Source organism: Saprospiraceae bacterium (genome assembly GCA_016719615.1).
Taxonomy (GTDB): Bacteria; Bacteroidota; Bacteroidia; order Chitinophagales; family Saprospiraceae; genus Vicinibacter.
Map to the genome: position 1 here is coordinate 1363772 of JADJYQ010000001.1, position 23448 is coordinate 1387219.

At 38.2% G+C, this 23448-nt stretch carries 22 protein-coding genes and 1 pseudogene; 15 read left to right on the forward strand and 8 right to left on the reverse strand.

The annotated features are described in order from the left end of the window. The first annotated feature begins 11 nt into the window (after positions 1–11). Entirely contained in the window at positions 12–737 is a 726-nt protein-coding gene (locus IPM92_05585) for a methyltransferase (GenBank protein MBK9107853.1), read from the forward strand. Here IPM92_05585 and IPM92_05590 read toward each other — a convergent pair. From IPM92_05590 to IPM92_05605, 4 genes and pseudogenes are all read right to left on the reverse strand, one after another. Further along, a complete protein-coding gene (locus tag IPM92_05590; GenBank protein ID MBK9107854.1) occupies positions 715–2058 on the reverse strand; it encodes an MATE family efflux transporter in 1344 nt (447 codons plus the stop codon). The genes IPM92_05585 and IPM92_05590 overlap by 23 nt on opposite strands. A 69-nt stretch (positions 2059–2127) precedes the next feature. Beyond that, positions 2128–2373 carry a DNA-binding protein gene (locus IPM92_05595; protein MBK9107855.1) on the reverse strand — a complete coding sequence of 82 codons (246 nt, stop codon included), beginning with the start codon at positions 2371–2373 and terminating at the stop codon, positions 2128–2130. A 93-nt stretch (positions 2374–2466) separates the two neighbouring features. Continuing rightward, positions 2467–3578: pseudogene (gene ald, locus IPM92_05600) on the reverse strand (alanine dehydrogenase). Between the two features lie 415 nt (positions 3579–3993). Continuing rightward, positions 3994–4821, reverse strand: a complete 828-nt coding sequence (locus tag IPM92_05605; protein ID MBK9107856.1) for a 1,4-dihydroxy-6-naphthoate synthase — start codon at positions 4819–4821, stop codon at positions 3994–3996. A gap of 2 nt (positions 4822–4823) precedes the next feature. Here IPM92_05605 and IPM92_05610 point away from each other — a divergent pair, with 2 nt between their 5' ends. After that, positions 4824–5525 carry an RluA family pseudouridine synthase gene (locus IPM92_05610; protein ID MBK9107857.1) on the forward strand — a complete coding sequence of 234 codons (702 nt, stop codon included), beginning with the start codon at positions 4824–4826 and terminating at the stop codon, positions 5523–5525. 330 nt (positions 5526–5855) lie between these two features. Next, the gene (gene fsa, locus IPM92_05615) at positions 5856–6527 is read left to right on the forward strand and encodes a fructose-6-phosphate aldolase (protein MBK9107858.1); all 672 of its coding nucleotides are present in this window, start codon (positions 5856–5858) and stop codon (positions 6525–6527) included. Here fsa and IPM92_05620 read toward each other — a convergent pair. Further along, positions 6516–7361, reverse strand: coding sequence for a nucleoside phosphorylase (locus IPM92_05620; protein ID MBK9107859.1), 846 nt, complete (start codon positions 7359–7361; stop codon positions 6516–6518). The two genes, fsa and IPM92_05620, sit on opposite strands and share 12 nt — an antisense overlap. A 13-nt stretch (positions 7362–7374) precedes the next feature. Between IPM92_05620 and IPM92_05625 the strand changes: the two genes are divergently transcribed. Then, positions 7375–7734: a hypothetical protein gene (locus IPM92_05625; GenBank protein ID MBK9107860.1), complete on the forward strand. Its 360-nt coding sequence runs from the start codon at positions 7375–7377 to the stop codon at positions 7732–7734. Positions 7735–7756: 22 nt separating this feature from the next. Here the strand turns inward: IPM92_05625 and IPM92_05630 are convergent, their stop codons facing one another. After that, entirely contained in the window at positions 7757–8278 is a 522-nt protein-coding gene (locus tag IPM92_05630; protein MBK9107861.1) for a hypothetical protein, read from the reverse strand. A gap of 9 nt (positions 8279–8287) precedes the next feature. Between IPM92_05630 and IPM92_05635 the strand changes: the two genes are divergently transcribed. Beyond that, the gene (locus IPM92_05635) at positions 8288–9271 is read left to right on the forward strand and encodes an acyl transferase (protein MBK9107862.1); all 984 of its coding nucleotides are present in this window, start codon (positions 8288–8290) and stop codon (positions 9269–9271) included. Between the two features lie 125 nt (positions 9272–9396). Here IPM92_05635 and IPM92_05640 read toward each other — a convergent pair whose 3' ends face one another. Then, complete coding sequence (locus tag IPM92_05640) at positions 9397–10842, reverse strand: N-acetylmuramoyl-L-alanine amidase (protein MBK9107863.1); 1446 nt, start codon at positions 10840–10842, stop codon at positions 9397–9399. A 124-nt stretch (positions 10843–10966) separates the two neighbouring features. On the opposite strand from IPM92_05640, the gene IPM92_05645 reads away from it, so the two are divergent. From IPM92_05645 to IPM92_05685, 9 genes are all read left to right on the forward strand, one after another. Next, positions 10967–11614, forward strand: a complete 648-nt coding sequence (locus tag IPM92_05645) for an ABC transporter permease (protein ID MBK9107864.1) — start codon at positions 10967–10969, stop codon at positions 11612–11614. 2 nt (positions 11615–11616) lie between these two features. Beyond that, positions 11617–12705 carry a cytochrome c biogenesis protein CcsA gene (gene ccsA, locus IPM92_05650; GenBank protein MBK9107865.1) on the forward strand — a complete coding sequence of 363 codons (1089 nt, stop codon included), beginning with the start codon at positions 11617–11619 and terminating at the stop codon, positions 12703–12705. Positions 12706–12961: 256 nt separating this feature from the next. Continuing rightward, positions 12962–14386, forward strand: coding sequence for a Glu/Leu/Phe/Val dehydrogenase (locus tag IPM92_05655; protein ID MBK9107866.1), 1425 nt, complete (start codon positions 12962–12964; stop codon positions 14384–14386). Positions 14387–14710: 324 nt separating this feature from the next. Further along, the gene (locus tag IPM92_05660) at positions 14711–15193 is read left to right on the forward strand and encodes an Lrp/AsnC family transcriptional regulator (protein ID MBK9107867.1); all 483 of its coding nucleotides are present in this window, start codon (positions 14711–14713) and stop codon (positions 15191–15193) included. Between the two features lie 25 nt (positions 15194–15218). Further along, complete coding sequence (locus IPM92_05665; GenBank protein MBK9107868.1) at positions 15219–16019, forward strand: TraB/GumN family protein; 801 nt, start codon at positions 15219–15221, stop codon at positions 16017–16019. Positions 16020–16047: 28 nt separating this feature from the next. Beyond that, positions 16048–18405: a TonB-dependent receptor gene (locus tag IPM92_05670; protein ID MBK9107869.1), complete on the forward strand. Its 2358-nt coding sequence runs from the start codon at positions 16048–16050 to the stop codon at positions 18403–18405. Beyond that, positions 18398–18883 carry a DUF4249 family protein gene (locus IPM92_05675; protein MBK9107870.1) on the forward strand — a complete coding sequence of 162 codons (486 nt, stop codon included), beginning with the start codon at positions 18398–18400 and terminating at the stop codon, positions 18881–18883. Before IPM92_05670 ends, IPM92_05675 begins: the two co-directional genes overlap by 8 nt. Then, the gene (locus tag IPM92_05680) at positions 18880–19335 is read left to right on the forward strand and encodes a DUF4249 family protein (protein ID MBK9107871.1); all 456 of its coding nucleotides are present in this window, start codon (positions 18880–18882) and stop codon (positions 19333–19335) included. The genes IPM92_05675 and IPM92_05680 overlap by 4 nt, the downstream gene beginning before the upstream one ends. A gap of 1 nt (position 19336) precedes the next feature. Beyond that, positions 19337–19672, forward strand: coding sequence for a gliding motility protein GldC (locus IPM92_05685; protein MBK9107872.1), 336 nt, complete (start codon positions 19337–19339; stop codon positions 19670–19672). 12 nt (positions 19673–19684) lie between these two features. On the opposite strand, the gene fdhD is transcribed toward IPM92_05685, so the two are convergent. Next, positions 19685–20548 carry a formate dehydrogenase accessory sulfurtransferase FdhD gene (gene fdhD / locus IPM92_05690; protein ID MBK9107873.1) on the reverse strand — a complete coding sequence of 288 codons (864 nt, stop codon included), beginning with the start codon at positions 20546–20548 and terminating at the stop codon, positions 19685–19687. 242 nt (positions 20549–20790) lie between these two features. On the opposite strand from fdhD, the gene IPM92_05695 reads away from it, so the two are divergent. Further along, positions 20791–22542, forward strand: a complete 1752-nt coding sequence (locus tag IPM92_05695; protein MBK9107874.1) for a M28 family peptidase — start codon at positions 20791–20793, stop codon at positions 22540–22542. The last annotated feature ends 906 nt before the right edge of the window (positions 22543–23448 follow it).

Consider the following 23448-nt stretch of genomic DNA (forward strand, 5'->3'; position numbering starts at 1 on the left):
TTCAGGAGCTTTTGAAATCTGAAGTATTCAGGTTTAAATATTTTGAACTGCAGATTGCGGAAAATGTATTTCCGGTGACGACAGATTCTGTATTACTTGGGGCATGGGTACATTGTGAAGGGATAGAGTCTGTTTTGGACCTGGGTACCGGAAGCGGAATTTTAGGTTTGATGCTTGCACAACGCAGCGCTGATAATTGTCAAATCTATGGATTGGATGTGCACCGGGAAAGTGTTGAATGTGCTAAAAATAACTTTTTACAAACACCTTGGAAAACAAAATTGAATGTAATTCATTTGAGTATACTTGATATTTTGATTCCGCAAAGACATCCTTTTCTTCCATTTTCTTTGGATTTAATTATTTGTAATCCCCCGTATTTTAAAGGGCAATTGAATTCCGAAGATATAAATGTATCAAGGGCAAAACACCAGTCTCAATTTGACTTTAACAGTCTTGTAAAAATAGCCGAACAATTATTATCAGAAACTGGAACCTTGGCTGTTGTTTTGCCACATGAGCTAGAATACAAACTAACATCTGTTTGTTTGAAAGCTGGACTAACATTAAAAAGGATGTGCAAAGTATATCATCGCGCCAATGTTGCAAATAGTTTGTGCTTATGTGAATATACAAAAAGTCAACACAAACCAGAGATCAGCGAAATCGTGCTCTATGATGAAAACAATCAAAGAACCAGAGAATATGCAGCGCTTACAAAGGATTATTACTTATAGCCAGATGCGTGATTTTTAGAAACCTCCTGAGTAATAGGATTCCCATGATGCTCAGACAAATAATAAAGCCAATCCAAATACCCACGACTTCCATTTTGAGCCAAACGCTAAAGAAATATCCAGCCGGAATTCCGAGAAACCAATAACAAAGGGTCGTGTAGAGGGTAGGGGCTTTTACGTCCTGGATACCCCGAAGAATGCCAATTCCAACTGCTTGCAAGGAATCGCCTAATTGAAAAGCAGCGGCCAGATAAAATAAGAAGGCAGCATGTCGAATCACTTCAGGCTCACTAGAAAAAATAAGGGGGATGTGGTCTTTGAATAAAATAAAAATCAGCGCACATACCAATCCATAAATGAATGCCATTTTTAAGATCGTAATTCCTATGTTTCGCGCAAGTGGTCTGTCTTGCATACCATAGGCCTCCCCAACTTTAATCGATCCTGCAGTCGATAATCCAATAGATACCATAAATGTCAATGAAGCCACGGATAATGAAATCTGATGTGCTGCTTGCTGAATGGCGCCAAACCAACCAACCATAATTCCCAACACAACAAATGCGCCTATTTCGCTGCAATATTGCCAAGATGATGGAAGTGCAAGTTTTAAAATTTTGCCCAGTTTAGACTTCAGAATTCGTCTGTTTTCCAATCCATATATCTGGTATTTGGAATGTAACAAAACATATGCACCGATGAGAATTGCAATGACCATCCGCGTTATAAAAGTTGCGATACCGGCGCCTTCCAATTCCAGTCTTGGGAAACCATAAGTTCCGAAGATGAAAAAATAATTCAACAAAGCGTTTAATGGAATTGATGAAAGCGCCAGGATCATGGGTACTTTGGTATGATTCAGGCCATCACAAAATTGTTTGATGCTTAAAAAAACAATCATGGGTACTATTGACCAAAGCATCCAATTCAAATATGGGCGTGCCAGGCGACTCACTTCAGGGTCTTGTTTTAAATGAAAAATGACATCTCCGCAGAAATATAAAATGCTCACGACAACGAGGCACAAGCTTGTATTCAAGACCACAGCGTTGTTGAGCAGTGAACCACAAAACCTGACTTTACCGGCACCTCTTAATGCTGCAACTAATGGAGAAATGGCTACCGTAAATCCCATTGCCATTACAAAAGGAAAGCTAATGATATTATTTACCAAAGCTGCTGCTGCAAGATGAAAATAACTGATCTGGCTTACCATTGCAGAATCTATGAGGTTTAAAGCCATCTGCGAAAGATTACCTAAAATAATGGGGATGGCAAGAATCAGGATATTCTTGATTTGTTTGTGGTCCAGTTTGTGCATGTCAAAAAAAAATGGGTTTGCTTACTTTTGGCAGAGCAAACCCATATAATAGGTAAGGAAATAAATCTTTTAGTTATCCTGAGAACTTTCTTGCAATATCTGTTTCGCTAAATTCAATATCGTCATATCTTCTATGTGAACGATCCCTCCTTGAGGGCCTGGTTGAATATGATTGCCGGAATTTTCAAGATGATGCGCACCAAAATAATTGCGAACGGTTTGCTCGTCGAGTTGAAGTTGGTCAGCTATCTTTTTGATACTTCCGGATGGTAAACTGTGTTTGATCTTTCTGAGTTCGTCTAAAGTGATGTTCATAAAGATGAATTTAGGTGATTAAAATTGGACCCTTGAAATTAATACGTAATTTAGAATCCGCCAAGTATTTAATACAAAAAATAAAGTGTTTGTTTAAAGAAACTCTTCTACGGGTCTATAATCTAAATTAAATGCTTCTGCAACCCCTTTATAAACAACTTGCCCTCCGAGGACATTTAAACCTAAACTGAGGGGTTTGCTTTCCTGGCAAGCTTTTTTCCAGCCTTTGTCGGCTAATTGGATTGCAAATGGCAAAGTCGCATTGGTAAGTGCCAGAGTTGAAGTAAATGGTACCGCTCCGGGCATATTAGCCACACAATAATGGACCACATCATCAATGATGTAAATAGGGTCGTCGTGAGTTGTGGGTTTGCTTGTTTCCATACATCCGCCCTGATCAATGGCAACATCTACCAGAACTGTTCCATCTTGCATGGTTGCAAGCATGTCGCGCGTGATAAGACTGGGCGCTTTTGCACCGGGATCAGCACAGCTCCAATAATTAAATCGTGCGTTTTTATCAAATTCCGAATCGTCAACTCGTTTGAATACATCGTGGTTACGTTGGCCGGTAGCACATCCGCCAAATAGCGTAGTCTCGGCAAATTGATATCCAGAATAATGACCTGAGCACCCATTCCAGCAGCCATTTTAGCGGCCTGGGTTCCAACAATTCCACCACCAAGAACCAATACTTTTGCTGGAGGTACACCGGGAACACCGCCCAATAAAATACCTTTGCCTTTCTGTGGCTTTTCAAGGAATTTTGCTCCTTCCTGTATGGCCATTCTGCCGGCTACTTCAGACATCGGGATTAATAAAGGCAAACTTCTGTCTGCAAGTTCAACAGTTTCATACGCTAGACAAACAGCACCGCTTTTGAGCATGGCCTGTGTTAGAGGTTCATAAGATGCGAAGTGAAAATAAGTAAATACCAGTTGTTGCTCTTTGATTAAAGGGTATTCAGATGCAATAGGCTCTTTGACTTTCATAATCATTTCAGCTTTCGCATATACAGATTCTATATCTGCTAGTATGGCAGCACCTGCATCCTTGTAATCTTGGTCTGAAAAACCACTACCTATACCGGCAGTAGTTTGAACATAAACTTCATGACCTCTTTTTTTTAATTCCAGAGCACCCGCAGGGGTCAGTGCGACTCTGTTTTCATTACTTTTAATTTCTTTTGGAACTCCAATGATCATATGAGAATTGTTTTTCGATGGGGCGAAAATACGAATTGGATGATAAAGAGTGGACCTAAAAAAGAAAGCCCGTATACAGTTATACGGGCAAATCTTCATTTAATAACCAAAACTCAAAACTCGAAGAAGATTGTATAACTAAATTTAACTTATTGAATATGAACAAGGTAATGTTTACAGACGGCTTGGGGGAGCCAAAGTATAACTTGAAAAGCAAGTTATTAATGGATGGAATATCCCTTAAATAAAAAAGCTCGTGACTTTTCACGAGCAAAAACGAATTTTACATTTAATAACCAAAACTTACACAATGTAAATATATTACATATTATGGATATATTTAATATGTAAATGATTAAAATTTAATATTTATTATAAATTTATATTATTGAATATATAATATATTAAAAAACAATTAAATAAATAATTCTAAATGCTCATCGTTGGGCTCAGTGGGGAGCTGATTTAAAAAACAAATGGCCTTTTTTCCCAATGGCCCAATTTCTTGACTGTATTTGTTTACATACAATCGGATATGGTCAAGAATAACCTGAGCATCCATTTCATGGGCATAAGATTTAATAAAGGGTAGTAGCTTATCAAAATGCTGATAGGCATATTCTAGACTCCGCTGAATTTGGATTTTGATCATCATTTTTAATTCTGGATCCAGATTTCGTCTAATGGCTATGACCCCAAGTGGTATGGGAAGTCCGGTTTGATTTACCCACAATGAGCCTAAATCTTCAATCAGATGAAGGTTTTTGGACTGATATGTGAATCTTGACTCGTGAATAATCAGTCCTGCATCAAAATGATCATTCATTACTCGGTCTTCAATTTTAGAAAAAAGAAGCGGTGTCGTCTTTATACATCCTGGAAATAAATGCTTCAATAAAAAATATGCTGTTGTATCATAACCGGGTATCGCAATGGTCCACAATGATGATGGCGGTCCTGATTTCCACTTATGCGAGATCAATAAAGGTCCGTTATCTTCACCCATTGCGGCCCCAACCGTAAGAATTTGGTAATGCTGTCTTAAATTTTTGATTTGAGCGGCACTGATTTTGATAAGATCATAGGATTCGTCACGTGCAAGTTCATTTAATTGTTGGATATCATAATATTCAGCATGAATCTTAAAAGCTGGATCCTCATTAATAAGACCGTTGATCCAAGCTCCAAAAATATATGTATCATTGGGGCAGGGAGAAATAGCTAATTTTAAACTTCTGTTCATTTATGTTGAATCTCGATAAAATCACACTCTACGAGGACAATCACCTGATTATCCTTGACAAACCTTCAGGTGTTCTATCTCAGGGAGATTACACCGGAGATCCAAATTTATTTGATTTATTGAAAGATCATCTTAAAGTTAAATACCAAAAACCGGGAAATGTTTATTTAGCTTTGGTAAATAGATTGGACAGGCCCGTCAGTGGGATTATTCTTTTTGGAAAAACATCTAAAGCGGCAGCCCGACTCCACAAAATGATGCAGGATGGAAGTATTCAGAAAAATTACCTGGCGATCTGCGAAGGTCATCCAATCAAAGAACAAGCAACGCTGGAGCACTACCTTATCAAAGATGAAGCTAAAAACAAAACCCGGGTTTACGAAGAACCCAGAAAAGATGCTAAGAAATGCATCCTCCATTACAAAGCATTGGCTAATATCCATGGCCATTGTTTATTGGAAGTAGAATTGAAAACGGGAAGGTCACATCAAATCAGAGCGCAATTAGCTCATATCTCTTGTCCGGTAGTCGGGGATACCAAATACGGTAAAATGCACAAAGGGGTAGAAAGCGACCTTGCTTTACATGCCTACGCCTTAGATTTTGAACATCCGGTCAGCAAGGAAGCCATCCATATTCGCTGTTTGCCTAAGAGTGGCAAGTTTTGGTATGAGTTTAGGGCCTTCTTTAATAAATTGCCTTAATCTATTTTCTATTCTAAAAGCCCGATTTTTAATGCTCGGTTAGCGCATTATTATTGTACTCGAAACCTAGGGAACATCCTTTGAGGATTCCGTTCATTAAATTATTTAAGTGCTTAAATAATTGGTTGATAAGCATTTATCAAATTGATCAACTCCAAAATAAAGCTTATTTGCAAATGATTGACTTGGTGCTCCTAACATTTCGCTTATTTTTGCGCCGTAAGAGTTCACGACCAGCTCCTGCTGAATCCCCCAGGGCAGAAATGCAGCAAGGGTGAGTGGTCGAGCGGTGCGATGAGCTCTTACATTTTACCAGTAAATCTCCTCCCCATGAAGTTCTTTATTGACACAGCCAAAATCGACCATATCAAAGAAGCAAAAGATCTTGGAATATTGGATGGTGTCACTACCAATCCCAGCTTAATGGCCAAGGAAGGGATCACCGGTAGGCAAAATATCTACCGGCACTATAAAAAAATCTGCGATTTGGTTGCCGGAGATGTCAGCGCAGAGGTTATCTCCACCGAATATAAAGGCATGATGAAAGAGGCAAGAGACCTTGCCGAAATCGCTGAAAATATCGTCGTTAAAATACCAATGATCAAAGATGGAATTAAAGCCATCAGCGAATTGACCGGTCTTGGCATTAAAACCAATTGTACCCTGGTATTCAGCGCCGGGCAGGCTATTTTGGTCGCTAAAGCCGGAGCTACTTATATCTCTCCGTTTATAGGTCGTATCGATGACACCAATTGGGATGGAATGCAGCTGATCAGCGATATATTCGACATTTATTCGCTACAGAGTTATGAGACAGAAATCCTGGCTGCTTCGATTCGCAATGGACTCCATATCGTAGAAGCTGCAAAAGCCGGAGCAGATGTGGTGACTTGTCCCCTCGATGCCATTTTATCTCTTTTAAAACATCCGCTTACCGATATCGGTTTGCAAAAATTTTTAGAAGATCACCAAAAAGCCCAGGAACTGTTTTCAAAGAGTTAAGATCTTTTCCAAACTTATTTTGATCATTTTTTCAATCGTTTGTTCCGGATTGGCTGAAAACTGATGGTTTATTCTGTTAGCCAATATGGCATTGATGGATATAGCACGATGCCCAAAATATTTTGACAAACCATAAATTCCGGCAGTTTCCATCTCCAGATTACAAATGATTCCAAATTCTTCAGTTTCTATGCGGCTCCAGTCTTCTAAAAGCTTATTTTCTAATAAGCGGTTGCTCCTTCCTTGGGGTACATAAAATCCATCACAGGTCATGGTTGTTCCTTCTAAAAATTCTCGGCATTTGAAATGGCTCAACAATGCTGCATCACATTCACATAGATAGACCGGCATAGCCGGGAAGCCGCTCAGTCCTTCGATTTCCGGCATCCTTTTTATGGCTTCACAAGGATAATAGGACAGAAAACAACTTCTATGAATGACCTGGCTACTGATGAGTAGACTGTCTATCGGAATGGTATCTTGTATAGCACCTGAAGTGCCCAATCTTATAAAAGTTAATGGCGTGAATCCTTTTTTCGTGCACTCATCAATACTGTGGCCATTGAATAAATAGTCAATTTCATTGATCACAATATCAATGTTGTCTACGCCAATGCCGGTTGAAACGACGCTGATTTTTTTTGAACCTATAGATCCTGTAGTAGTTATAAATTCGCGACTTTGTTTGCAAATATCAATGGTGTCAAAATACTTGCTAACTTGTTCGGCGCGATTTGGGTCGCCAACCGTGATAATCGTATCTGCTAGATCGTCGCGAAAAATATTTAAATGATAAATACTTCCATCTTTATTTGTAATCCAGTTTGTATCCATAAGTTATCCTAACATGAAGAAAATAAAAGTTTTTCACCTGACACACTGCGGTACGTGTAAAAAAATACTAAACTCATTTGATACTTCTGTTTGCAGTTTGCAAGATATCAAAGAAACGAAGATCAAAGCAGATGAACTGGATAAAATGGCCAAATTGATAGGATCCTACGAAGCATTGTTTAGCCGAAAAGCTGTGAAATATCAGACCATGGGATTAAAAGATAAAGTCCTGACCGAAAAGGATTATCGGAAATTAATATTGGAAGATTATACCTTCCTAAAAAGGCCGGTCATGTGGTCCGGAAAAACGGTTTTGGCCGGGCATACCAAAGAAGCCATACAAGGCATGATCGATCTGGTAAATGCCACTTGACTTTCCAGGAAAGCGAAAGGTTTCACAGACATAGTAATGCGATCTTTTCTGTGAAAATGAAATTGCTCATATTTCCGGCACGGTCCAAAATGTTTAATTTAAACTGAAGACTATCTACTGGAAATTGTGGCGGATTGCTGCAGGGAGGTATCCCATTTGGAAACAGGCAACAGGTCGTGAATAATAAAACTTGGATATTGCCTTTTTGCAAAGCACCATTTGAAGGTGGAAGATCTGGAATTTTAAAACGATCATATATACTTTGGGTTCGCTCGTCGTAAACAAAAACTTCAGACCTTGCATCAGTGCTTCCAAATCCAAAATCACCATCTCCATCTTCGAAGCGAAACTCCAGCCACAATGAATCCTGGTTTAAATCTCCTTGGATCATGCTAGACTTACTTAAACCAATGAGCTCTATCTTTGGTGTTTTATCTCCTGGATTTTCTGAAGTACAATGGATCAAAGAAAAAAGGAGGCAGCAGCCAATAAACCCTGCAATACAGGTCTTTGCTGAAATATACTGAGCTTTGTGACAAGACATTTGACGAATATGAACTTCGAAGATAGACTTTTGAATGTAAACGAAACATCGTTTGAGGAGATTGCCCTCCAAATTTTTCAATATCAGGCAACACATAATCTTGTTTATGCTGAATTTTTGAAAAATTTATCGACAGAACCAGCTAAAATCAAGAGTTTAGATCACATTCCTCATATGCCAGTTGAAGTATTTAAATATAGGGAGCTTAAAACCGGAACCTGGATACCGCAAACTTATTTTGAATCAAGTGGAACCACAAAACAATATTTAGCAAAACATCTGATCAGATCTCTTGACTGGTATCATTTCATTGCAAAGAATTGTTTTGAGTGTCACTTTGGTAGCTTGAGCAATTTTACATTTAGTGCTTTATTGCCAGGTTATTTGGAGCGGAAACATTCCTCTCTTGTCAATATGGTGCAATATTTTATGGATGAATCGGGAAGTCAAAATAAGGGTGCATTTTTTATAAATGAATTTAATGCATTGCAATCTTTTTTAAAAATGAATTCGGGAAACAAAGTGCCCGTACTTTTCGGAGTCAGGTTTGCACTGCTGGACTTTGCAGATCACTTTCCTGGTGATTATTCCGGACTGCACATCATCGAGACGGGAGGCATGAAGGGGAGACGACGGGAAGTCAGCAACGAAGATTTTTTGGAGGATATGTATTCAAAAATGAAGGGAATCCGGATGATTGGTGAATATGGAATGACGGAATTGACCTCACAAGCTTATGCCTTGGAGCCTCAAAAATTTCGGGCTGCACCTTGGTTGAAATTTTCTGTAACCAATCCTACGATTCCTGGGATTCCCTTATCTGTAGGCCAACGCGGTTGTATCCGAATTGTGGATTTGGCAAACATAAACACTTGTTCGTTTTTGCAAACTTCAGATATGGGTGTCATTTCTTCAGATGGGTCACTGCAGATATTGGGTAGATTAGACTCGTCTGAATCTCGCGGATGTGGTTTGCTTTATGAAGACAGTTAAATCAAAGGGTATCTGCTCTGCTCTGTCAAAGACTGCATCGGAGCGATAGAAAAACTCAGTTTTCCAAACGGATCATCAATCAGAACTTTTATCATGAACTATAAGAATAACTAAAGTCTGAACGATTATTTCATAAATCCTTCCGTGATCCAATCAGCTAACAGTTGTCTGTTTTTTGGGAAAAGTATCCTCTTTCGATCTTCAGGATTGTGGATATTGGCCAGCTCTATAAATACCGGCTCTGGATCGGAATTTCGGACTACATACAAAGGCCGTGCACTCACCGTTCCATTGTATTCCCGGGTCTTTCGATAGACCTGATACTTTTCTTCAAATACATTTTGAATATCTATTGCTTTTTTCTTGCTGGCAGTACTTTCTGATTGATAATAAAAGAAAACGTCTTGCCTATTTGCTTCACTTTGAGCATCTATGTGTAATGATAACATCCATTGTTTTGCAAAACCTTTCTTTTTATATTTTTTATACAGTTTATTCACTTTAGATATTCCCTGTTTTAATCTTTTCTTCTGGTTAATCGGAATTTTATATCCGCCAATATTCGTCTCATCTTGATCGCAATCCAGATACATTTCATCGCGAATACCATCATTTTCATCTTCAACGATGATGTAAACAATGGCGCCATTCTCCATTAGGTTTTTAGCCAAACGCAAACTCACATCATAAGCATATTCATCTTCACAAATAGTGTATTGACCATCTACATTCTTAGCAATAGCACCCGGATCTGGTCCGCCATGACCGGGTACGATGTAAAAGACCTGATTATTCAGATCTGCAGTTTTTACATCTACTTTTTCGTATCGTTTTCCAAACAAGGGTACATTCAGCGATTTTGAGGACACTTTCACAGCACTCCCAATTGCTAGTGATGAGGTTAGATTCGTTTCCGGGTTCAATAATTCTACTTCACCTGGACTTAACTTTCTTTCAGCAACCAGATTTGAAACAGCAGAGGATTTTCCCATCCCGGCGATTAAATATTGTTGCTTGCGGTCGAGTTTTTGAGTTTCTTTTTGAGATACAATAGGTTTATCATTTTTTAAATATTGTGCGGCAACAAATTTATCTGATTTATCATCGGAGTTAGTCGTTTTTTCAATTTTTTGATCAGCCCAGGATCGCAAAATTTTATTTATCTCAGGCACATAAATTTTTTGTGTCTTTGGTGTTTTGCTTCCAGGCTTGAGTTTTTCCTTTACAAGGTAATTGTTATAATTTTCAAGCCCTTTTAGGAGGGTACCATCATTCCAGCCTAAACTGCTTTTTAAACTTCTCCCATCATGCGGATGAGCAAATAATGGAAGTTTATAGATCCTGCCTTTCACTAGCTCAGAATTAGGTTTCATCTTGTTGATGGCATAAAATAATTTGAGATTGGCCGGATCTTCCAAAAGCTTATATTTTCGAAGCATAGAATATACACCATCTCCTTCTCGGGCTTTGATGGTCACATAACTCGCTTTCGATAATGGACTGGGCGTAGCGGAAATATTTTGATTTCCTGATAAAAGTAAAAATACCAGACTGATGATAATGCTGCGCATATCAATTATTTTGGATACAAATATATTATAAATATTTATAATTTATAATTCATTGTGGGACATAAATTTATAATTTATAAAAAATCATTATATAATATACTGATATTCAGCTTACATTTGTCTAATGCAAATATTTCACCTGCTCCAAAAAGAAGTGATTTCCGAGTGGAGAAATCCTTTTCAGATTGGTGGCTTAATCAGCTTTCTGGCTGGTGTCAGTTTTTTAGTCTATTTCTTTTCCGGAAACATCGAGCCTAAGGTCTGGAATCTGTTGTACTGGCTGGTCTTTCTTTTTCTCAGTTTTTTCTCTGCAGCCAGAGTTTATGAAGAGGATAATATCAAATACAGAATTTATAATCTTACGCTTTACAGTCCCATGCAGCTGTTTTTGGCCAAATGGATCTTTCTCACATTGACCTTGATGGTGTTGGGGATTTTATTATTGTTTGTTTATAATATCCTTTTGCCGATTGAAAAGGGATTGCATTTGAGCTGGCTGTTTTTACTAACGCTGGTGAGTCTTGGATTTGCTTGTCTGACCAGCTTTACTTCTTTTATTGCAAGTCATGGCAACTCAAGGCAAATGCTGATGGTCGTTATCACTTTACCTCTTTGTTTTCCGCTTTTAGGCACTGCATTCGCCTGTTCTGCGGCAATTCTTTCAGGAAATGATTTGAATGTTATTTTGACCAAGTCTTATCCCATTATAGCAATCGATTTGTTTGCTTTTGCTTTCGTCTTAATCCTTTTACCTTTGAGCTGGAAAAATTGATCATGCATCCAAATCAGATCTGGTGGAAAATTCTAGGGGCGGTGTTATTTTTAATAGTACTCAACAGAGGCTTGTTGACACCTCTAAAACATGGTATCGTTGACGTCAAACCAGATAGATTCCAGGCAGGGCAGGAAATAGAGCTCGATATCTATGCTTACAATAGTCAATACAATGCTGCCAGTGAGCTTTCCGTTTTCCTGAAACCTCTGCAAAAGGATCACCATCTTGGTAAGCGTTTAATGCTCGCAGCCAGTAAAGTGGAAGTGCTAAGCCCAGTCCAATTAAGAGCGCATTTCAAATTGCCTGAGTTTTTGCCGGATATTGTTAAAGTTTCTTTGTTTAGTGTCATCGTTGATAGCCCGCTGGATGGCGCTGCGGTAATACCTGCCAAAGTAATCATTGTCCAGGATAGCATTCATTTTGAAAATGGAATGCTCGCCTGGTCTCCTGGCAATTTGAATGAATTTCACCAAAAAAATAAATTGCATTTTCCCTATCGGAACATTCTCGTTGAAACCATCAGAAATACCTTTTTTCATGTTTCCCTGTGGTTTGCTATGTTTTTATTACTCGGTATGTCCGTGTATTTTAGTTTCCGGTATTTAAAAAATCCAGACCCTGAGTATGATTTAAAAGCATTTGCCTTGGTACGTACCGGTATATTTTTTGGACTCTTGGGCTGCGCTACGGGTTCCTTATGGGCACGTTATACCTGGGAAACCTGGTGGACAACTGACATCAAACTCAACATGGCCGCTTTGAGCATTTTAATATATTTAGCTTACCTGGTATTGAGGGCTTCTGTAGAAGATATTGACCGAAAACGAAGGATTGCAGCTGCTTATAATATTTTCGCATTGGTCGCAGTCATCCCATTAATATTTGTATTGCCAAGGCTTACAGATAGCCTGCATCCAGGCAACGGCGGTAATCCCGCTTTTGGATCTGACGATATGGATAATGCCTTACGCCTGATCTTTTATCCTTCCGTATTTGCATTGATGTTGATGGGACTGTGGCTGGCAAGTTTGCTTTATAGACTCGATAAAATTAAATCGCATTTAGACGAATCTGAGAATAATTTCTAAAATACTTTTCATTTTAAGAATTTAAGCTCAATTTCGCGCAGTATTTTATGAAAAATGACTAAAATAACAACCTGGATCGGATTTAATTTATGGGATCATTTGAATCCTCTTATGACCATAAGTTCTGCCGATTTTATGCGGCAAGCAGGCAAAATGTATGTTGTATACGGGGTCATATCAATAATTTTCATCGGAATTGTTCTGTTCTTATTATATCTAGAGAAACGCATTCAAAAAATTGAAAAAAAAATAAACAATGGGCAACAATAAGGCGCAATCATTTTTGGGCAGTGTCAACCAAAACTTTGACAAAGCTGCTTCATATACTACTATCCCAAAGGGTATTCTTGAACAAATTAAAGTGTGCAATGCAGTTTATGAAATGAAATTTCCAGTACGCGTTGGAGATCAAATTGAAGTCATCAATGCATTTCGCGCCCAGCACAGTCACCATCGGTTGCCGACTAAAGGAGGGATCCGTTACAATGAGCATGTTGACAAAGAAGAAGTAGAAGCACTTGCGGCCTTGATGACCTATAAATGTGCCATCGTCGATGTGCCATTTGGCGGTGCAAAAGGGGGCGTAAAAATTAATCCAAAGTTATATACTGAGGAACAATTGGAAAAAATTACAAGAAGATACACCACTGAACTCATTCGCAAAAATTTCATTGGTCCTGGTATCGATGTTCCTGCACCGGATTATGGGACAGGTCCCAGAGAAATGGCCTGGATTTACGACACCTTTCTGACTTTTAGAGGTGGTGATATTGATGCAGCTGGTTGCGTTACCGGCAAACCCATTAGTCAAAATGGTATCAGGGGAAGAACAGAAGCTACAGGTAGAGGTGTATTTTATGGACTTCGCGAAATGTGCGACACCAAAGATGCAATGCAGAAAATAGGCTTGTCCACAGGCTTGGCAGGAAAAAAAGTAGTTATCCAAGGTTTGGGTAATGTGGGTTCTTATACGGGTAGCATCATGCAGGAAGAAGGTGATATCAAGATTATCGCTGTGAGTGAATATGAAGGCGCTATTTATAATGAAAATGGTATCAATTTCACAGAGCTCTTAAAATACCGCACTGAAAACAATGGAAGTATTATCGGTTTTCCAGGTTCAAAAACTTTAAATACCCGGGAGGAAGCCTTGGAACTCGAATGTGATATGCTCATTCCCGCTGCTTTGGAAAATCAAATCACCATCGAGAATGCTTCAAGAATTAAAGCAAAGATCATTGGGGAAGCTGCAAACGGTCCGGTTACAGCCGAAGCTGAAGAAGTACTCTTCAAAAAGGGCGTATTCATCGTGCCGGATATGTATCTGAACGCCGGTGGAGTTACGGTTTCTTATTTCGAATGGCTTAAAAACTTGTCTCATATGCGTTTTGGCCGCATGGAAAAACGTTTCGACTCCAATACGTACTCAAATTTTGTTGGATTGATTGAGAAATTGACTTCCAAAACCATTGGAGAAAAAGAAAGGCAATTCCTGACCAGAGGTGCTGATGAAATTGATCTGGTTCGTTCAGGTTTGGAAGAAACGATGGTCACCGCATTCCAGCAAATTTGGGAAACTTATAAAGGGAATCCTAAAATCGACGGATTGAGAAGTGCCGCATTCGTAGCTGCCCTGGATAAAATCTCCAACGATTACGCCAGTTTGGGAATTTTTCCATAGATAACTTTAGACTTTGCGTTTTACAATACTTTCGTTTTTCTGAACAATGGAAATGGAAGAATTCAAGAGTAAGCCATGAGCCTAACTCGTCATAAGTTGTAATGCTAACCTGTAAGCCCAGCCGGACATAATTTGCTTAAATCCAGCCTTGCTGAAAAGCTAAACCAGCCGGAAGTGTTTTTAAGTCTTGCACCTAATAGAATTCTAATAACGATTCTGAGTTTAAGAAGCTAACCTCATATTTTTTTAGTTTATAAGGTAATTTCAAAATAATATTTTATTTTTGCCGTTAATTGAGGTAATTTACAAATTATTATTCTAATTATGGCAGACAAACTAGATAAAGTAGATATTCGAATACTTAATTTTTTGCAGGAAAATAGCAAAATCACAAACCTCGAATTAAGCCGTAAAATTGGCTTATCTCCAGCACCTACCTTAGAGCGAGTCAAGAAACTTGAACAATTGGAGATCATTGAAAGTTATCACGCAAAGATCAACCCGAACAAAGTAAATTTATCGATCAGCACATTTGTATTGATTAATCTCGCCTGGCATATTCCGGGTTCTATGGACAGCTTTGTCGCTAAGATTAAAGAGATTGATGAAATTACGGATTGTTATGTTATAACAGGTGATGCCGATATCCTCATGCGAGTCGTCTGTAAAGATATTCAAGCCTATGAAAATTTATTGTTTCGCAAACTTTCGCAAATCAAAGAAGTCGAAAGACTAAAAACTTTAATGACCTTGTCTATTGTAAAATCTTCTAATAAATTACCAATCCGCTTAGAGGATATAGAATAAATGTGTGAAATGATGTCGGCTTATTATGGGTTTTAATGAAGGTTTGCTGTGGTCCATAGACAAACCCGATCATAAGTCATCATTTATTTTAGGTACCATTCATATGAATAGTGTTTTTTTTGAAAAACACAGTCAACTCTTTCAGGATTTAATTTCTCAATGTGATGCATTCGCTGCAGAAGTGGACCTTGATGATATGTTATCTGTACCGATGCTTGAATTATTTCAAATCAGGGACGGTAGTGGATGGAGTCATTTATGGAGAAAAAATCAATTTGAGAAACTCAGTAAGTCTTGTCAAAAACAATTTGGCTATTCTTTAAGCGATTACCACAGCTTTCATCCAATTTTACTCATTCATTTGATCACCATGAATATGCTTGGCGAATCCCAATCAAAGAGCTTTGATCAGTCATTATGGGATTTGGCACAGGCATCGGGACTAACTACATTTGGCCTGGAAGAGATCCATCAACATTTTAATGTATTACACGATTATCCAATTTCCGAACAACTGAAATTGTTAAAAAAATTATTAACGCAATCCAGAGAAGCCAGAATTAAATTAAAAAAAATGATTGCTCATTATGAAAAGGAAAACATTTCCTTTTTGTACAAGGAAAGCAAGCGCATGCTTGGTAAAAACAGAAAAAGTATGCTCTATGAACGCAATGAAATTATGTTGTTAAAAATTTTAAAAACCATTCCGCATCAAAAATGCTTTTATACCTGCGGCGCCGCCCATTTGTATGGTGCTTTCGGCATTTTAAGAAAATTAAAAAATAATGGTTTTCATTTAAAACCGATCAGCCTTTCGTTTGTTTGATGACCATAGTTAACACTTAATATTTAAAATGAGGCAATCCCTAAAAATTCTATTTTTTGCATTTTTATTTTATACAAAAGCATTTTCACAAGAATCGTATACCATTAGCGGGTATGTCAAAGAAGCTGGTACAGGTGAAACCATGATTGGTGTGAATATATTTCTTGCAGATAAACCTCAAATAGGGACTGTTAGTAATCTCTATGGATTTTATTCAATTAGCTTGCCAAAAGGAGATCATAAACTTGTTTTTTCTTATTTGGGCTATCATCCAAACTTATTGTCAATTCAATTAAATGATAATATCCATAAAGACATCATTCTTTCAGAAGGCTTGCAAATAAATGAAGTTGTAGTAACTGCAGAAGATCCGCGAAAAAATGTGGAAAATGCAGAAATGGGAACCATCGATCTGGATATGGAAACCGTGAAAAAATTGCCTGCACTTTTTGGGGAGGTAGATTTATTAAAGTCTTTGCAACTTTTACCAGGTATTTCATCGGCATCAGAAGGCACATCCGGGATCTATGTGAGAGGCGGTGGTCCAGATCAGAATCTCGTTTTATTGGATGAAGCAATTGTTTACAACACGGGGCATCTGTTTGGTTTTTTTAGCGTTTTTAACTCAGATGCCATTAAAAATGTAACCCTTATCAAAGGCACTATTCCTGCACAATATGGCGGACGATTGTCTTCGGTCATTGATGTTCAAATGAAGGAAGGAAATAATGAAGATTTTGTTGCTGAAGGCGGAATAGGTCTTATCGCAAGTAGACTGACGGTGCAAGGCCCATTAGCAAGCAACAAAAGTTCTTTTATTCTATCAGGAAGAAGGACCTATGCCCTGGACCTGGCCCAACCTTTTATCAACAAAACCAAATTTGAAGGCACGAATTACTTTTTTTATGACCTCAACGCCAAAGTCAATTATAAATTTGGTGATCGGGATCGCGTTTACTTGAGTGGTTATTTTGGTCGCGATGTGTTTAAGTTTAAAAATGTGGAGCGTGATTTTAGTATCGAGCTTCCTTATGGGAATGCAACCGGCACAGTTCGATGGAATCATTTATGGTCTGATAAATTCTTTTCAAATGTTTCTTTGATAACCAATAATTATGATTTTAGATTAAGCGGCGGACAGGAAGCTTTTCAATTTAATATTAAGTCTGGTGTTCGAAACATCACTGTAAAAACAGACGCTGATTATTATCCAAATCCTTACAATCAATGGAAATTTGGTTCGAGATATACTTACCATAAATTGAGTCCGAATGTGGTCACTGCTACAAATGGTGAAGTTGATTTTTCAACTGAATTCACACCAAAGTTTGGACATGAACTTGAATTGTATGCGCTCGACGAATGGCGTATTCACAGCCAGTTGAAACTGAATTTAGGGATTAGATTATCAGCGTTTATGCATGTAGGTCCGTATACTTCTTTGCTTCAACAAAAAGAGTTTCAGAGTGGCGAGATCATTAAAACATATTTTAACCCCGAGCCCCGTCTGATTGCCAATTGGCTTATCGGGCAAAATTCATCTTTGAAAACTGGAGTCACCTGGAGCAACCAATACATTCATCTGGTGAGCAATTCCGGTAGTACTTTGCCGGCAGATGTTTGGGTGCCAAGTACCGAAAAAGTAAAACCACAAAAAGGATTACAAATTGCTTCCGGATATTTCAGAAATTTTATGGACAATGCTTTTGAAACCTCTGTAGAAGTTTACTATAGGAGAATGGATAATCAACTGGACTATCGGGAAAGTTATGTCGAAAATTTTAGCGCAGATGTGGAAACTGAATTTGTAGAAGGGGATGGAAGGGCCTACGGAGTAGAGCTATTTATCAAAAAGAACAAAGGCGCATTTACAGGTTGGATAGGCTATACGCTTTCAAAAACGGAAAGGTGGTTTGACGAAATTGAAAATGGCAGAGTTTATCCTGCTGTTTATGATCGACCTCATGATTTGTCATTGGTATTGAATTATAGTTTGTCGAAGAACTGGGATGTTTCAGCAAGTTTTATTTATGCAAGTGGCAAAACTTTCACACCTATAAAGAGTTTATTTATCATCGAAGGCCGACCTAATGTCGAGTATGGACCACGAAACAGCCAACGGCTCGATGACTATCATCGGATGGATCTTTCTTTTGTTTATGAGAAAAAATCTAAATCAAAAAAATCCTTTCATTCAAGTTGGGCGTTCAGTATTTATAATGTCTATAATAACCGAAATTCCTTTTTTACTTATAATGATTTTTCTTCTGATGTACTTACAGGAAATGCATCAGTTAAGGCATACGAAGTAACTATCTTCACCATTATACCTTCTGTAACATGGAATTTTTATTGGAACCTTTCAAGAAAATATGAGAATGATTAATGTAATAAATAAATGGCTACTTTCCATCGTTGTGCTAATGATGATTTCATGTGAGGATGAATATTTTCCTTCCACTAAAATTTACGAAAAGCAGTTGGTAGTAGAATCGTATCTGGAACTAAGTAATGATGTTATTCCGCCATACTGCATACTTACCTATTCGCTCCCATTTAATAATGACCTTGGTCCCGATGTGATCAACAATATCTACGTTCGCGGAGCTCAGGTTGCAGTTATCCAGGGCACTGATAAGGTTATTTTGCAAGAGTTTTGTTTGAAAGATATCCAGGAACCTTTTCGAACGGAGCTGATTCGACAATTTGGTTTTAATCCTGACAGTGTGCTGACTGACTTTTGTGCCTATATTGATATATCACGAGAAATAAATTTACAGGCAGGTCGCCAGTATACACTTGAAATTATAAGTAATGGAGATACGACCATTGCAAATGCTGAAATGCCTTTTACAATTCTATAGATAGTTTTTGGTTCGAAAAACCACCCGGTCGCAATAACAACGATACCTTTGCCCAACTCTTTTGCATAATTGCCGACAATCCGCTTAGCACCGATTTTTATCGGTATTTTACTGCAGGGCAAGGAGAACGCCTAATACCAGATCTAAATTCAGTAACAGATGATGTTTTCTTTGATGGAAAGCGATTTGAGTTTCCTTTGTTTAAGGCCCAGAGTTTGGATGAAGATTTTGGCGATAACTCCGGATTGTTTAAAAGAGGGGATACGATTCAAATTAAATGGTGCAATATTACCGGCGATCATTTCCAGTTTTGGAATTCATTGGAAGCAAGTAGAACCAGACAGGGCCCTTTTTCATCTTATATCCGGATTGAAGGAAATGTACCAAATGCATTAGGTATTTTTGGCACACAACATTGCAGAAATTATACTTTACTGGTTCCAAAACAATAATATGGAAGCACACAGATACATACAATTAAGAGTTCACCTCGACGAGCAGCAAATCCCTGATCAAATCGAATGGAGAGCTGATGAAAATCAGGAATCCTGGGTTAAAGCGAAAGCATTTTTATTATCCATATTTGAAGAGCAATCAAAAGATACCATGAAGTTGGACCTGTGGACCAGCGATTTTCAAATGAGTGAAATGGATAGATTTATGTACTATAGTTTGCGTTCGTTATGCGACACTTATATGCGTGCGACAAATAACACGGAACTTGCAAATGACTTCAGATCATTTATCGAACATTTTGGAAAACAAACTGAGTTAATCCAATCCTCTTAATGGTTCATAATTTTAAAGACTCTTGAATTCAAGGATGCGTTCTGGATGTGTGTAAATATTAGCGCTATTGCTTTTTACAAAGCCTAACAAAGTCATTCCAAAAGATTCAGCTGTATCAATTGCCAGACTTGAAGGCGCTCCGATGGATACGAGTAATGGACAACCAATCATGCTAGCCTTATATACCAATTCAAAGCTGGCTCTGCCGCTTAAAAGTATGATGTGATCCTGAAGTGGAATTCCATTATCAAGCATTTGTTTGCCGCAGAGTTTGTCCATGGCATTGTGTCTACCTACATCTTCAGCCCAATGTAACAGGTTTGCATTTGTATCAAATAATGCGCAACAATGAATGCCACCAGTTTTGCGAAATGAGGCTTGTACATTGAATAGTTTTTCTGGAAGTTTATAAATGTTTTGAATACTCATTTTTGGATAACCCTTCTTAAGAAGATATATACATTGATCCAACATGAGATCTATAGAAGTCTTACCACAAACGCCGCAGCTGGAATTGCTAAATGAGTGCCTGTTTGAGGACTCAATATTGGGAATCACACCTTTTTTTAAATGAACTACTATGGTTTGTTGTTCACTTTGTTCGGCATTGCAATCAAAGCGATATTCAAGTTGGCTGATCTCTTCTGCGGGCTTGTTAAGAACGCCTTCATTGAATAAATATCCATAAATCAATTCTTTTTCATGACCCGGCGTCCGCATGCTTATGCTTAAGGTTTTATGTTGGATTTGCTCATTTTGGAAATAACGAAGTACGATCTCCAGCGGTTCTTCAACACTGACCACATCATCATGTATTAAAAATTGTCCATGGGTTTGAATAGTTTTTACATGCCGGATACCTGCTTCTGTTTTCATTTTCAGAATCTGTGAAATTTAATAAAGAACACAATATGATAAAATTTTAGATATTGAAACACCCTTTCCCAATGAGAGCAAATTTGAAATAGCCAGAATTTTATCATCAAAACGAAACCAATATTTCAATAATAACACGAAACAACCCTCCTCACCACATAGTGGAGAGGAGCTGGAGGTGAGGTGAAATACTCGCAATCATTTCATAGAATAAAATTATCTTCGGACATAAATCCTCTTGTATGAAAGTTTATGTAAGTGCCATATTGATGATATTTGGTCTTGTGAGTCTCGGTTTTTCACAATCCAATTTTAGTTTATCAGATCCCAATATTCTGAATTTGCTAAAAGGAAATTTTCCAGCGGATTCTTTCGATAACAGGCTGATTTTGGCCGATGCAGAATTGCCTGCAACTCTGGTAAACCTGATTTCGATTGATTCATTAAAACAACACATTGAAGCCATAGTTTCCTTTGAAAACAGGAATACGATCAACGATGACCCGGTCTATCCAAATAAAGGTATTCTGGCCGCACGAAATCATATCCTCAATCTGTTAAATCAATGGCGTGCGGAACCCGCTTCAACTATAATACCCGCAGAATTTTCGTTTGATTATGTCATGTGTCAGCGTTTAAGGCATACACAGGCTCTGGCAGTCATTCCGGGTACCGGTGATTTGAGAAATGAACTGGTCATCATTGAAGCCCATTTGGACAGTAGGTGCGAAGAACCTTGCGATACCAGTTGTATGGCGCAGGGCGCTGATGATAATGCGAGCGGCAGTGCACTCTTAATGGAAATGGCACGTGTCTTGAGATTTATGCATTTAAACCGTACGATCGTTCTTATTTGGTGTACGGGCGAAGAACAAGGTCTTGGGGGGTCAAGAGCTTTTGCAACATTTTGCAAACAAAACAATATTCAAATTAAAGCCGTTTTCAATAACGACATTGTGGGTGGGATAGAGTGTGGAATAACTTCTTCTCCTCCGGGTTGTCCCGGCCCGGCATTGGTTGACAGTTTGAGGCTACGCATATTTTCTTCCGGTATTACCAACAGTATGCCTAAGAATCTAGCACGGATGACTCGTTTATTGGTAGAAAAAAATCTGCTACCCGTCTACCCGCAAGCTCCAAAGATCGATGTGATGTACGGCGAAGATCGAACCGGTCGGGGAGGAGATCACATCCCGTTCAGAGAGCAAGGTTATACTTCAATTCGGTTTACATCTTCATATGAGAACGGTGATGGTAATCCCGATCAGCCGGGTTACGAAGACAGGCAACACAGCACACGTGATATCTTGGGTGTCGACCGGAATGGCGACGGAAAGATGGATAGTTTTTTTGTCAATTTCAATTATATGCGCAATAATACTTTAGTAAATGCTTTAGCTGCATGTAATGCTGCAAGCAATGTGCTGTCACCCTTTGTATTGCAACTCAGCACCAGTCCCGGAACATTGATTGCAGAAATTTTAAATCCTCTATCTGCCAGACAATTTATATTCGGATTGAGGAGAATCAATAGTGTGTATTACGATACACTTATTATTTCTGACAAGCCCATTGTGGAAATGAAAGGATTGACTCCAACTCAATATTATATTACTGCAGCCGGTATAGATGAGTTCAATTGGATAAGCATGTTCGGTCAGGAATACAATATTCGCGTTCCTTCCCGGACAAAAGATTTGGAAGAAAGCAAACCTGTCGTTGAATTATTGCAAAATCAACCCAATCCTTTCGATGAACTGACCATGATCCCCATTATGGTGAATCAGATTTCAGCAATTAAGGAAGCTTTGTTGACCATCAATAATGATGAAGGTAGATTTATTAAAAATATTCCCTTGCATTTAAAGCAAGGAGTCAATGAAGTGCTTTACGATTATGGCTGGCATGCTTATGAATGCGGAACTTATATCTATAGCTTGTATATTAATGGAAAGAAAATCGGATCTAAAAAAATGCTGTTGTTTAATTATTGATTAAAGAGGAGCGCTTAATCTGACGTTAGTAAGGTGAGGAAGGAGGGATGTTGGAAGAAGTCTGATAGTCTGATAGTCTGTTAGGAGTATTGTAAGTGTGTAGAATTTTAACTGACTCTTGACCCTTAATTATTGACCATTGTTCCAGTCTGATGGTCTTAGTCCGTTAGTCTGTTAGTCTGCAAGGAGTATTGTAAGTGTGTAGAATTTTAACTGACTCTTGACCCTTAATTATTGACCATTGTTCCAGTCTGATAGTCTGATAGTCTGTTAGTCTGATAGTCTGTTAGTCTGCAAGGAGTATTGTAAGTGTGTAGAATTTTAACTGACTCTTGACCCTTAATTATTGACCATTGTTCCAGTCTGTTAGACTGTTAGAAAACAACACGCACTAACGAATGTTCGTTCAACAATAATACAATTATTTTCAATTTGTTTTTGTAACTTGACTTATTCAAAGAATATTGCTTTGTGCTCCCGACATCATTAAGTTATTATCAATAAAAGGCTTCTTCTGTCGGGATAACAATTGACTATTAACTCTTGACAAATGTTCATGTTCCGTAGGGACAAAATATTGGTAAAAAAAAGGTAACAACGCTCCACAGCGTGCCGTAGGTACGCTACAGTATCTTGGGTAGTAAAATGCTAATAACTAAACGGATTACAGCATTAAGTTATTCAGAAACATCAATCTTAAATCCCCATAATTATTTCTGCAAACACATTGCTCCATAATCTTTACTCCATACTACATAATCCATACTCTATACTCCATAATCTATACTCCATCCTCCTCCCGACATAATCATCTCCATTTTATTGAACATGATCTTCATGTCGGGACTCCATCATCTTTGCACTTTTTTGCAAAATCACCGGTCTCAAATACTGAATTTCTGTCAT